Genomic DNA, 15662 nt, shown 5'->3' with positions numbered 1-15662 from the left:
TTTTATTATATTTTATTTAGTTAAAAAAGCTAAAAAATAAATCTTTATTAATATCATTAGCTTGGTATGATAAATAAAAAAATGAAGAATAATATAAACCAAAAGATAAATCAAGATAGTAAAAAATGCAATTTATTTTACTTATAAATAATTTTACAAAAAACATGATAAAAATTTTTTTGTAAAAATTTTAAAAAGTGATAAAATAAATGTAAATTTTAATATATATTAACTTTTTGCTTTTTTGAAAGCTGATGAAAGGATAAAAATGAACTTAAAAAATAAAATTAAAAAAACTGTTATAACAGGAATTATTTTAGGAGCTAGCACACCTTTAATTGCTATTTCTGCGAGTAACAATTTAATAGTTTCAAATGAACTTGAAACAAGTAAAATCAACTTAAAGGAATACTTAAATTCATTAAAGTTTCAATATGGTATTGGTGGATTTAGAAATATAGACATTAATCAATTAGAAAACATGATTGATTCTGCTGGAACCACAAATGCATTAGAAGGAATCAAAAATAAGATTGATGAATTTTATGGTTATTTAACTAAGTATTATTTGGCTGCGCAAGGAATGGCATTTGGTGACCCTTACTATTTCTTAATGGAAGGAAGTGGACTATCAGGAACAACATATAATGCAAATTTATGAGGTAGATTAAATCAACCTGATAATAAAGAATTTATTTCTAACAGTTATACAGATATTGTACGAAAATTAATTGGATCATTTTTTTACCCAAATTCAACTTTAAAAATTTGATGAAATGCAGAAAATCCAGAAGAATTGCAATTTAGAGCTAAATTAAAGCAATGAAAGGTTGACTCATTAGCTGTTTTAGTAGCTAATGGAAATTGAAATTCATACAAAGGCTTAATTGAACCAGTAAAAAATATTAATACAAAATTAGATACACCAAGCAAGGAAGTGGACAATGAAGCATTTACTCATGTTGGCCCAATTGCCATTATGTTTTCAATGTATGCTACAATGCAAGGGAATATAGGTGGAGCTGGTCAAAATTCATATGCAGGATGAGGAAATGCAACAAGAATTAGACAAGGTGTTGATAATTATAAAAACTTAATGCAAGAATTATTTGATGAAATCGATTCATTAGACCCAGAAACATATAAAAATACAAATTTTTATAAAAACTTAAACAGTGACCAAAAAGATGTATTAGTGAACAATGTTATTAATTACTTTAATACAGTGATTAAAGAAACTAAAGATATGAAGGCTATTAATTCAGGAATTCATAATATTAGAGCTGGTAGAGATGGTTCAGGAAAAATGCAAAATTTATTAAACCAAATTTTTGGACCAAATAATAACAATACTAATCCAGCAATTGAAGCTGAAAGAAATAGATTGAGAGCTTTAAAGCAACAAGCTGCTTCTAATTTAGCTTTAGCAAAAGAAAGCAATTCTAATGCTTTAAAAGCACTTAAAGAAAAGCTTGCTCCAGCAGTGTATGAAGCATTAGCAACTAATGCAGCTGAATTATCTAATGTTGAGGACTTAAGTGCAAATACTCAATCTCTTAATAATTTAATGCAACAATATGAAAAGATTGTAGAAACAGCAAATCAATATTCAGATAAAAGAAATCAAGTTAAATACTTAGTTGCTGATCCTGAAAAGCAAGAAGCTTTTAACAATGCTTTAAATGCTTATAAAAATGCGTTTTTAAATGATTCTGATAAAGGAATTAATAAGGAAATCAATTCAGAAACATTAGAACAATTAAAATCTAAATTAGAAGCTGCATATCAAGATTTAAATGGTGAAAGCAATCAAGCAAAAGCAATTCAAGCTGCAAGTGAAAAAATGAGCAATTTTTCTCCTGAGGCTATTGAAAGAGTAAAACAATCAATAAAAGATTCACTCTCATTTAATGAAGTTAATAATTTAGTTAATGGAATTGATACATATAATAAGCATGCTGCTGAAATTCTAAAAACATTAGAACAAATTAAAAAGGATCCAGAAGCAAGTAATTTAGACAAATTAATTACAAATCAAGTAGATAGAGAAAAGGTGCTTAATGCATTAGATAATGCTGATAACCTTATTGTTGATGGTAAATTAAATCCTACATCAACAACAGAAGTAATAAATATTGCTAATGCAGTTGCAACAGCAAGTGAAATTATTGACAATAATAAATGAAAAATGACTCCTGAAGAAGAAAGATTATATGAGCAATTAAAAGCAAAAAAAGCTTTAGCCGAAAAATTATTAAACAATTCTTCAGTTTCAGAAAAACTTCAAGCAAGTAAAACTGCATTAAAAAATTTAAATAATAATTTTGATGCAGCAACTTACAAAGCAAATGAGCAAAAGATGCAAGAATTATTAGCTGAATATGAATCTGCATTACAGCAAGCTAAAGAAGAATATTTAAATGCACAACGTGAAAAATTAAAAAATCTCGCTCTTCCAGAAACATTAAAAGACTTATTTATGCAATCTTTAAATGAGACTCCTATTGATGATTTAGAATCTAGTGATAAGGTTATTCAAAATGCTTTAGAGTCAGATAAAGTAAGTCGTAAAGCAAAAGAATTCAAAGCTGCTCTTGAAAAAACTAAAAACTCTTCTAACTATAAATTGGCAACACCAGAGAAACAATTAGAGTTTGATAGAGCACTGAAAAACTTTTCAGACTTTCTAAACAATCTTCCTGCTGATGCTACAATGGAAGATTACACCAATAAAAGCGGAGAAACATTCCCAGCTGTTAGAGGTTTAAATGGTAATGATCGGCTTAACGAATTGTATAGCAAAATAGAAACATTACCAATTTCACAAACAGCAAAAGATGACTTAAAAAACCAAGCTGATGCTTTAAATTCACTAAATGAATCTGAAGAATTTGAAAAGAAATTAGATTATATTTCTGATTTTCTTCCAAATAAAATAAATAATTTACCAAACTTAAGTCAAAAGCAAAAAGAACAATTTGCTGAAAAGTTATTGTCTCTTCCAAATGTAAATAATCTTAATGGATTAATTAATGATGCTAATGAATTAAATAATTTAACAGGTGAATATAAAGCTGAATTAGAAAAGGCAAAAAATATTATTAATAAACCTGCTTATTTAGAAGCCGATGAACAGCTTAAAACAAATGTTGATGATCTGGTTAAAGAATTTGAAGATAACATTGCTCAAGGGTTAGTGACAGTGGACACCATTGATATTTCAAGAGGTATTGAAACATTAAAAGCTGCGTTAGAAGCTTTAAATGGTGATCAAAAATTACAAGAAGCAAAAGAACACGCTATTGCAAAAATTAATGCGCAAGAAAACTTAAGCCCAGAATATAAAAATGAACTTATTAACCAGATTAATACATCAAAATCTACTCAAGATATAAATGATATAGTTTCTCGATCAGAAAATCTCGATGCACTAGCTAATAGTAGTAAGATAGCTAAAGAAAAAATGGAAGCTTTAAAAAATGCTAATTTAGCGATTTTATCAGAAAATGCTAAAGAGAAATACAATCAAGTTATTGCTAAATATGATGAACTATTTAGTGGAAATCTATTAAATGTCAATGTAACAAGTGAACAATTAAATGAATTACAACGACAAATAGCACAAGCATCTCAAGCAATTAATTCAGATGTTGATGCCTTTGAAAAACAAAAACAACAAGCAGTTGAAAGGGTTAAAACTTTATTAGAATTATCAGATGGACAAAAATCTGCTTTAATTGAAAAGATTAATGCTTCAACTAATTTTGAACAATTAGATCAACAAGAAAAAAATGCAAATGATTTAAATGATGCTATTTCAACTTTAAAGGCAACAATTAACCAAGCCAGAGAAGTTAAAAATCAAGTTGCATATAAAGAAGCAAGTGAAACAATTAAAAATGATTTTAATAATAAAACTTCTGATGCTGAATTAGATCAAATTCTGCAACAAGCTAAGGATTCTTTATCTTTAGAGGAGATTACTCAAGCTTCAACAAAATTACAAGATAACATTAAAGCCTTAGATGGAGATAAGCAATTGCAAAACGCTAAAGATAATGCCAATTCAGAAATTGAAAAGTTAAATAGTTTATCAAATCAACAAAAAGAAATCTTAGCGCAATTAATTAATGAATCACAAACAATTGCTAATGTAAATGAAATATTAAATGGTGCAAAAGCATTAGAAACATCATTAAACAATTTTAATGATCAAATTTCTTCTTCTAATGAATTAAAAAATACACCAAATTACTTAGAATCTGATTTAAGTAAACAAGAAGAATTTAATAAAGCAATTAATGATGCAAAAACCTTTTATGGAAATGATAAAAATGATATAGCTCTAACTTCAGTTTTAGATATTAATAATCTTGTTGCAAAAATAAATAATCAAACTCAAGATTTACAAAATGCTGAAAACATACTAAATGGAAATAGCAACTTGCAAAAAGCAAAGTTAAATGCAATAAGCCAAATTAGACAAAACTCTAATATTGCTACAGATGATCAAAATTCATATGAAGCAAAAATTAATAATGCAACAAGCAAACAGGCAATAAAAGAGCTTCTTGATCAAGTTGATGCTAAAGTAGAATCCATAAAAGAGTTAATTAAATTTGCTAATGAAGTAAGTAACTATACAAATTCAAATGCTTATAAGTTTGCAAATGAGGATTTAAAGACTAATTTTGATCAGGCATTAAAAAATATTCAAACTGATTCTAAAAATAATTTTGCAGGTATAACAACTGAACAAATTAAAGAATTGCAAAATAATTTACAAGTTTCAAAAAATTCATTAAATGGCGAAAACAACTTACAAGCTTTTGATAATAATATAAACAAAAATTTAGCTAATTTAACTAACCAAGTTAAAACAAACTTTATTCAGCAAAGCAAAAACTTAAATAGTTTAGCAGAATTAAATGTTTTAGCAGCACATGCTTTAGATATAAATGCAGCTGCTAAAGAATTATTGAAAGCTTATGAAGATTTAAATAGCTTTATTACTGTTTCTGGTGTTGAAAGCAGAATAGATAAAACTATTGCAAATGAAATTCATGATTCATTGGCTCAAGCTGAAATACTTTTAAATGATGCTAGAGACTTGGTTAATACATCAGATAAAAATACAATTGAGACAATGGAACAAAAACTAAAAAATATCTTACAACAAGCAAAAGAACAACTAAAAGACTCTAACCCATTTTGATATGTTTGAGTATTAGTTGCAATATCAGCTATTTCATTTTTAACAGCTGTAGGTATTATTGTTTCTAAAAAGAAATAATCTTTATTTAGTCACAATATAGAAATTCTTTAAAAATAAGAATATAATCAAAGAATAAAAATATAACTTTTAAAAGGAGAGTTTATGAAAAATAAAATGAAAGCAGTTTTACTGCCATTGGCAGCAGCTGGCGTATTAACTTACCCAATATTTGCTGCTGTCTCTGCTAATCCAGACAGTCAGGAAGTAAAACAATTTGGAGGAGATAGTACAGAATTTACTGGAAGCTATCAAACTGATAAATATATTAATTTAAGAAAAAATGGTCAGAATCAAAATGATAGTGCTATTTTTGGTAACTTATTCCCATCAATGGATGCTAACAATTTAGAATGGACATCTAAAATACAAAGTACTGAACTATATCAAAATTGGAATGGTAATTACTCATCAGTTGCAAGTGATGGAGTTACTTTAATTCAAAACCCTTACTATCAAAATGTTGTTCATATTGAAGAAATAACATCAGGTAATGAAGGAACTAGTCCATACTATGATATTTCAAAAGCTAAAACCAGACGTTGAAGAGCAACTTATAACAATTTCTTTGTTCCAAGTTCACCAACTAATACTGAAATTCCATCAGAGAGAAATAATTATAGACCAGATGCATATGGAAACTTATCTTTTGGTTTAATGTTGACTAAAAACTTGCAAATTGTAGATAATTCATTACGTATTATTGTGAAAGCTAAAGACTTTAATTATGGTGATATTAATTTACCTAATACAAACAATAAAGGTTACATTTATAATTTGTTAGATAATAATAATTCTAAACCTGTAATAACAGGTGATGTTGTTTTACCTGATCCAAAATATTATTATGAAAAAAGCAAAAACAAAATATATAACCAAAATGATTTTATAAATAGTGATATTACAATTGGAATTAATTCAGCTGTTTATTCACAAGCATTTAACAATCCATATTTAGCTCCATCAGGATGAGCTAATAATTCCTCATATTACAATACACCTTTTTTATTAAATAATATTATGTATCGTAATTTGGCTAATTCATATCAAAACAATATTTCAGCAGTTAATAATTTATTTGTTGGGGATGCAACTCAAACAGGTAATCCAAGCGCTGAATGACAAACATTGTTAACTACTTATTTAAATACCAATAATAAAAATACTGCATTAGCTAAAAATAAAGATAATATTGGATCTGTATTATTCTTCCAAGTTTCAGCAGGAGCATGATGATATAAAAATTCGCAATATCAACCAACAATTTCAGTTGAATTTGAAACTATTGATAATCAAGCAACATACCCAATAAATGGAGCCAGTTACAATGCTTTCACATCTAATCAAAATGGTGGTATAACAGCTGTATTTACAGGATATAGAGGAAATTCAGGATTTGGAAGTGGAGGTAATTTTGTTGCTGCTCATTCAGTTTCTTATTCACGTTCAAAATATAGAACAATTAATGTAAAAGTCAATGAACAAGCAATTTCTTCACCAGCTGGTATTAAAGCTGGACAAAATAATTATTTTATTCCAAATGGCTATGGATATGAATTATGATATGGTGATACAAAAATTGGTTCAGTACCAGCTGATGTAGTAGATAAAGCTAAAACTGATGGATATATTCCTGGCAGAAAGCAATTTACTCTAAATTTAGCTTTTAATTCTGATACATCATTATGACCAGAAGAAATGAAAAAAAGTTACAATGGTTTAATGAATCCTTCAAAATTATTGTTGAAAAAAGTTTATACAAATGGTGGACAACAAGCCTTCTTTACTTCAAACAATAATCACGACTATACATTTAAACCAGAAGATAATGGAGAATTTTCTTTAGGTGGAACATTCCTTGATTCAAATTCATTAAAATATGATGGTGAAATAGTATTTTACAATTACTCTCAATGAGTAGGATCAAATACTAATAAATGAGGATACGAAAAATTAAATGTTTTAAATTACATAAATTCTGCTACAAGCGAAAGTTCTGCTGCAGCTGCTAAATCCATTTACAATGGAACAAATTATTCATTTAAAAATGAAAAACTTCTTGATGAACAACAAAATGCATTTTACAATTCAGTTTATAGTGATTGAAGAGTAGATCATTTTGTAAATAATGATTGATGAATTGCTGAAAATGATATTAAACAAGGGTTATTTGATGTAAAAAGCACATTAAGTACACTTGAAAATATGGAAGGAATTAAAGCTTATGTTGCTCAGCCAAGTAGTGAGGCTCAAAATGTTCAAGATGTTAAAAATTATCTTAATTTAACAAATTGAACTAACCCAGAAACTAAAAAAATGAGTAATTATGTAGCTTATTTATTTGCTACTCCTGAAAATAGAGCTGCTTTTGACTCAGCTTATGAAGGAATCAAGAATTGACAAAAAGATAATTGAACTCCAAACTTCAATATTGAAGGAAATAACATTTCAGATAGCAATAATGTTGCAATTAGATTAAAAGATTTATCAGCCAATATAGTTGATGCTTCAAATGCATTATTAAATTCTAAAGGAAAAGGATTTGCTGAAGGGCAAGAACTTACAGCTAATGAATTTATACAAAAAGCTTTTGAACTAATTGATAGCACAACAATTTATTCAGCTCAATATAAAGAAGCATTCAAAAATAATATTTTAAAACAAACTAATCGTGATGATGTTATTGCTTATGTTAATGCTATTGTTTCTTTAAACAATAAGCTACAAGAAGCTAAAGAGACTTATGCAAAATATAATCCTGTATTAACAGAAAGTAAATACAAGAATATTCAAAACGCAAATGGAGCAAATAACGATCAAACATTTGTTAAATTTTTAAATAATGTTACACAGCTTGGACAATTAATTCAAAAAGTAGAAACATTTGCTCAGGCACAAGTTAACAATGAACAAATTACTCTTGCAACAATTACTGAAATGGATAAAAACTTAGCTCCTCAAACAACTGTTTCTTTATATCAATCAATAACAACAGATGTTACTAGTTTAATTGCTAAACTTTCAAGTAAATTGACAAAATTAAGCTCACAAGACAAGCAAGCATATGAATCACAACTTTGAAATGTAATTGCATCTAAAAAACCTAATGAACCTAATCCAAATCAATTACTTGAAAATTATGAAGCCAGAGAACTTGCTTTAGCTAAAATATATTCAGTAGCAGCAATGCAAAATTCAATCATTACTGTTGCAACATCTACAGAAGCAAAAAATGCAATTTTTAATAATGTAAATTACAATTTAGACTTTACTGAAAAACAATTTAACACTTCATACTCTCAACCAACTGATTCAAAAGAGGCACCTTATACAATTCGCATCAGTTATGATGGTAGCGTTGAACAATTTACATACAAAGTTTCAAATTCATTCCATGCTAATAGTTCATATATTGCTAGAACAGATGAATCTGGTGCGGTATATTATTTCTATCCAAATACTACATTAGATTCGGGTTCTGCAAACTTCTTATGACAAGCTAAAAACTATGCAAACCCAACAGAGTTACCAAAATCAAGTATATCTGCAGAATATGTTGATACAAGTAAACAATATAAGTTGACTGAAGTAATACTTGATATGTATAAAAAAGCTTTAGAAGCAAACAATGCTTCACTAACATCAGAACAAGCAGTTAATGATTTCCTATCAAAAAAACAAGGTCAGTTATCACGGTTTGCTGATAATCAATATATTTTAATTGATAATACTGATAAAGCAATGCTTTATATACCAAAAAATGCTCAGTGACAAACGAATACATTCCCTAAAGCACTTCTAAATTTAGCTCAATATTATAAATTCACTAGTGAACTATTAAATATCTCATTTAATGAAAATAATGATGCTACTAAGCTGGAAAAATGAAATAAACAAATTTCAGATACAAGAGATGCACTACAAAAATTAACTGATGTATTGGCAAAATACTATGGAAATACACCTAAAATAGATGAAAACAAGGGAACAAATGTATTTGAAAATGGACAATTCTATGGGCTTGAAAATTTAGATACATATTTTAGTACAACTGAACAAAATGGTAAAAAAGTATATGACTTTGCAATGCCACAATTACAAGGTCAAATTCTTGCATTATTAACTACCGCAACTCAACTTGTTGTTTGAGAAAGAAACTTGCAATTTAATCCTTTAACAACAAATCCAAAAGATATTAAGACTCAAGGTGTACCATTAGCTTTATTTACCGGTATTGATCGTGCTAATAGCCCATATAATACATTTGTTTATACACCTGAAATGATTAATACTTTAGCAGAATCATTAGAACAAGGTGCTAATAAATTAAATGGCAGAAAAACTGCTGTTCAAGATCAATATGCTGATTATATCCTTAACTACTTTAATGAAATTAATAAGGTAAATAATAGTGCTATTTCATTATTTGATGAGGCTCAAAAAACTAAATTTAAAGAAGCTATTGCTAAATTAGATTGAGCTAACTATAGCATTGAAAAAGATAATGATTACTACTACCAAATCAATCAATTAGTTGTAGCCAGAGCAACTGAATATATTAATTCATTAAGCAATGTAAGTGCTCAAGACAAAACAAGTGCAATTAATGCTATTAATTTACAAAATGATAGTGTTACATTTGAGGGATTAAAATACTACGTAAATAATCTTCCATGAATTTGAAGATTACAAGCCATCTTATACCAAGTAAGTCAAATTAATGATTTAAATGCTTCTTCAAATATTGATTTAAGTACATACACAGCATTAACACAAGAACAAAAGAATGCATTAGTGGCTAAATATAGTGATCCAAGTTTATTTAATCCAGATACTATAAACATTGCTGAAGCAAGTGATAAATTACCAAATAAATTCTCTGAAGTAAGTAAAGTGCTACATTTACCATTGGGAAATGGAGCACAAGCAGATGCTCAAGTTTTAAATGATCAAATGCAAAAATTAAGAGACTTTATTAATGGTCCTATTTCTTCACTAAATGTAAACAAGCAAAATGAAGCTATAATTTTGGCTCAAGCCTCAAATAAAGAACAATTTATGCTTTCTTATAATGCAATTGGTAATGTGGATCAAATTAGCTCAATTGAAACAGCTAATATTAAAACCTTATATGACAATTTAAAAGCTGAATATGATAAGCTAAATGGTTATAATGTTAAGCTACAAGAAGCAATTAATGCAACTGATGATGTAGTTAAAAACTTTGTAACACAAAGTGAATTTACCAACATTACAAACATAAGTTCTTTACCTATTATTCCTTCAGCAGAAAAATACCAAGAAGAATATAATAAATTACTTGCTGCATTGAAAAATAAAGTAAGTGAAAAAATTAATGGCTTAATTAATTTAACACAAGCTCAAAAAGACGCTTTAAATGCTCAAGTTACACAAGTATCTACACAGTTTGATGATTTAAAACCTATCATTGAAGCAGCAACAAGTTTAGATAGTCAAATGCAAGCATTAAGAAATGCAAATACAGCTGCAAGTACATTTGTAACTGATAATCAATCAGCATTTGATGCTTTACCTAGTTCAGATGCTAAAACTAACTTAACTCAAGCTCTTGAACAAGCAAAAATAGTTTTAGGAACTTACAGTGAAGAAGATAAAGATCAACAAAATATCTCATTAAATGATGCTAAAACACTAACAGAAAAATTAAATGCTAACTTGGCTCAAATTAAGAAAGACTTAACTATTCAAACTATTAAAGATGAATTGAATAAAGTAACTGAGCAATCACCTGCTGCTTTACAAGCTAAAAAAGAAAGCATTTTATCTCAAGCTAAAGATTCATTATCACAAGAAGAATTAGACAAATTAGCTCTACAAGCTAAAAATGCTGTTGCTTTAGAACCTTTATATCAAGCTATCCAAAATGCTAATAATGTTGATAATAAATCAAATGATTTAACTACAGCTATAGCTAATGCCCAAGAAGCCTTAAATAACATGCAAGCTGGAAATACTTTACCTACAACAGAAAATATTCAACAAGAAGTAGATAAATTAAATAATGCTGTTAAATTAGAAGAATTAAATAATTTAATTAAAAAAGCTCAAGAAATTACAGCTCCTTCAGAAAAATTACAAAATGAATTAGCAAAAGACAAACCAATTGCTCAAAATAAAGAAACTAATAAATATGATCAAGCTATAGCTGGATTAAAAGATGCTATCTTGAAAGATCCTTTAAATAAAGCAATTCAACAAGCTACAAGTGAAAATGGTACATTAAATGATTCTGAATTAGCTAACGCCATTAAACATGCTCAAGAGCTTGAAAAAGGAACATTAACTCCTGAACAAGTAGCTCAAGCTGCAAAAGATTTACAAGACGCAATTCAAAATGCTAAAGAAAGAACTCAAGCTAAAAAAGACTTATCAGACGAATTAACTAAAGCTAATAGTATTAATCCTAAATCTGATTACCTACAAAGCATTATTAGCAAAGCGCAAGATGTTGTAAATAATAATCAAGCAAGTAAAACAGAAATTAATAAAGCACTTAGCCAATTGAAATATGCTGAAATCTTAAATGAATTAATTAACGTTAATGATAAAGCACAAGAATTAGTGCCTTCTAATGATCGTCAAGCAAACCTAGCAAATCAAATTAGTAATAATGAAACAATTATTGATGAATGAAAACAAATTATTGAATCAGGAAACTTTAGCCAACAACAATCATTAGATGCTTTAAAAGAAACAGTTAAAGCAAATGTGGCTAAAACATATACAGATACTAATGCTAATGATTTATATAAATACGCTAATGAATTAAACCAAGCAGTAAATAAACCATTAGAAGATTCTAAAGACCTTCCTTACTACAATAATTATGTTGCTAACGCTAAAACATTAGAAGATCAAATTAATTCAACTGTAAGTTCAACTGAGTTCCAAACAAATCAAGATTCAAATCAACCTTACAATAAATTAAAAGATTATTTAAAAGCTAACGAATCATACTACCAAATGAATAGTTTATTAAATAGTTTGGATAACACTCAAACAACATTATCTCCTGAATATCAAACTGCTATTGCTGATGCGAAAGTAATTGCTCAAACAGGAGGAAATAATTTAGCAATTAATTCTAAAGAAGATTCACTAGATACTAAATTTGATAGTATTCTAAATTCATTGGCTCAAGCAAACCTTAAAGACAAATCAGGAAAAGGTACAGAGTTAATTAATCAAGCATATGAAGACTTACTTCAAGCACAAGTTAAGAATCGTTTAGGAAACTCTCTAGCTGAAGCAAAAGAACTTGCAAAATTATTGAATACAGAAGGATTCATTAATCCTACACCTGCTGAAGATTCTATTGCTAAACGTTTAGATGAATTAAATAAAGCAAATAAAGCAGCTGAAAATGTTTATGCTCAAGATAATTTACCAGCATCCCAATATAATACTGCTGCTGAAGAATTAGATAAAACTATTATGGCTGCTAAAAACTTACTTTCAACTTTAAAAGAAAAACTCAATGATTTAATTACACAAGCTAATGCAATTGAACCTAAATCACAAGCATTAACTAGTGCTATAGCAGCTGCTCAAGAGGTGCACAGTAACCCTAATTCAAAAGCTGTTGATATTGTTAATAGTTACTATAAACTTGAAAAAGCTATGTACAAAGATAAATTAACTAATGCAATTAATAATTTACCTGAAGCTTTAAAAGCATCAGATTCATTTAAAGAAATTGCATTAGAGCCAGCTAATAACATATTAAATAGCGCAAGTTCTACAAATCAAGATTATAAAGATGCTCTTAATAAATTAGAAGCAAACATTAAGAAAGAAAAATTATTCCAAGCTTATGACAAAGTTCAAAATGCTTTAAAACCATTAGATCAAACAACTGATGAACTTGCTTCACAAGCTTTAGGAATCTTAAAAGATGCTCATGATCAATATTTAGATAAAGATGCTAACTTCTTTAATCAAGAAGCTGAGAAATTGGAAAAAGCTTTAGCAAACAACAATCTAAACAATGCTATTAAAATGGCTGAAGATTATCAAGGTACAGTAGCTAGTCCTATGAAAGAAGCCTTAGCACAAGCTAAAGAAGTTGCTAAAAATGCAGAAAATAATGACCCAGCCGCAAATCAAGAAGCTGCTGATAAATTAATTGAAGCATATAATCAAAACCCATTGGTGGCTCAAATTGATACAGCAAACGAATTATTAAATAAATTTACACCAGCTGATGGACAAAATGATAATGAAATAGCAAAACAAATGCGTGATGCAATTACTCAAGCTGTAAATAAAGCTAAAGAAGCTTTAGCGCAACCTGGTAAAAATGCTCAATTCTATCAAGAAGCTGCTAATACCTTAAAAGATGCATTAGCTGATGCTCAAAATACATTGAATTCTGCTTCAGAAGCATTAAACAATTTATACAACACCACAAAAGATGCAATTACTAATACAAGTATTCAACCTTCAACTCAATTACAAGCTGAAATGGATAAATTAACTCAAGGTGCAGTAAATAATAAAGTTGGAAGTGAACTAAATTACTTTGGACTTGAAAGCGAAACAAGCAAATTACAAGATCTAGTAAACAAAAATAACTTACAAAATGCTTACAACAATAGCAAACAATTAGATGCTCAATTGCCACAATTCACAAACGCTATTAGACAAGCTTCAAATGAAATGTTACAAAGTCCTAAAGTAACTAAAGAACAAGCTGATAAACAAGCTAAGCTACAAGAATTAGCTAATGAAGCAGCAAATAAGGTTGAAGCTATTAGTAAATTAAATAACTTAAATAATGCTCAAAGAGATGCTATTAATCAGGCTTTAAAACAAATCCTAGATAATTCAGATGTTATAAATGATCTAGCTGCAGCTAAAGCAAGTATTGATCAAATTGCCTCAAATGCAACTACACTTGATAATAATATGGGTGAATTAAAACAATATGTTGATGCAATTTCTCCAAGCTTAAAAGATCAACCATTTAGTTCAATTAATTACACTTATGCAAATGAGGATAAACAAAAAGCTTACAATGAAGCTCTAGCAAATGCTCAAGCTGTACTAAACAAAGAATCAGGAGAAGTAATTAACAATAATAATCCTGCAGATATTGCAAATTACTTAACTAGCCTTAAGAATGCTACAAATGCTTTAAATGGAACACAAAATCTAGATAATATCAAGCAACAAGCTGATAAAGAATTAAAATCTGATGAAGATTTATTAAATTCAAATAACTTCTTCAATGCACCTAAAGCATTGCAAGAAAAATACAAACAATCTTTATCACAAGCTAAAGAAGACTATAAAGTTGTTAGCCAAATGCAAAGTGCTACCGATAAGTCTAATACAGATAAATTGCAAACAGATTTAGATGCTTTAAAAGCTTTAGTTGATGAAATTAAGAAATTCAGTGACCAAGAATTTAATATTTCAAATAATAAAGTTCCTGAAATTGATAAGGAATTAGCTGGACTTGATAATTTATCTCCAGAGGCCAAAGAAAGCATTAAAGAAGCATACAATAATGCACAAACATATCCTGATGCAAATAAAGTGTTACAAGATGCCAAAGAAGCAAATGACACTTTAGGCAACGATTTAAACAACTTAACTCAACAAGTTGCTAAAGATATCGCTGCTGCACCAAAAGTTTCAGCAGATGAAATTCAAGAGTTAAAAGATAAATTGACTCAAATTAATCAAAAAGCTGCAGCTAATAAAGTTGCAGATGTAACAAATATGATTAATGCTTTAGATCAATATATGAACTTAAATAATGCTTTAGACCAATACAAAGCAAGTTCATTAAAAGAACAAAGTTATCAAAAAACTTTAGAACAACTTCAAAACTTTATTGCAGCCAATAACATTAATACGACAGTAAATAACCCAGCAAATAAAGATAGTTTAGAAACTATTGCAAGTAAAATAGCTAATGATAAAGCAATTGGTCAAGCTTTAATTAATGTAGTTAATGCTTTAGAAAACAAAAATACTGAAGAATTTAATTCAAATCTAGATACTTTAAATAATTTAACAAACAATAGCACATATGCATCATTCAAAGATGTGATGGAACAAAATAAATACTTTGATATCTTAAATACTCCTGACAACAAAATTACAAAAGCACAAGTAAATAACTTAAAGAACATAATTCAATCTCAAGCAATGCAAGATATTGATAATGTCATTAGATCAGCTGTAGTGCAAGACATTAAAGCAGCAAGTTCATCATTCCCATGATGAGCATATGTAGCCATTATTGGTTCAATCTTATGATTCCTTGGTATTATTTTGTTAGTAAAAGCTAAAAAATAACTATTATAATTACACACTTAGGCAAGCACGAAAGTGCTTG

Annotated in this window: 2 protein-coding genes; both read left to right on the top strand. The window is 28.2% G+C overall.

The window, feature by feature from the left end; translation table 4 throughout:
* The first annotated feature begins 268 nt into the window (after positions 1–268).
* Positions 269–5293 (top strand): coiled-coil domain-containing protein, encoded by a 5025-nt coding sequence (locus tag ACNQ13_RS00045; protein ID WP_418035366.1) that lies wholly within the window; start codon positions 269–271, stop codon positions 5291–5293.
* Positions 5294–5377: 84 nt separating this feature from the next.
* On the top strand, positions 5378–15622 hold the full coding sequence (locus tag ACNQ13_RS00040) for a hypothetical protein (protein WP_418035365.1): 10245 nt from the start codon (positions 5378–5380) through the stop codon (positions 15620–15622).
* The last annotated feature ends 40 nt before the right edge of the window (positions 15623–15662 follow it).

The sequence above is a fragment of the Mycoplasma milvi genome, assembly GCF_048284715.1.
In the GTDB taxonomy this organism is placed as follows: domain Bacteria; phylum Bacillota_I; class Bacilli_A; order Mycoplasmatales; family Metamycoplasmataceae; genus Mycoplasmopsis.
The sequence above is the reverse complement of the archived record's forward strand: the minus strand, read 5'-3'. Positions and strand labels throughout refer to the sequence as shown.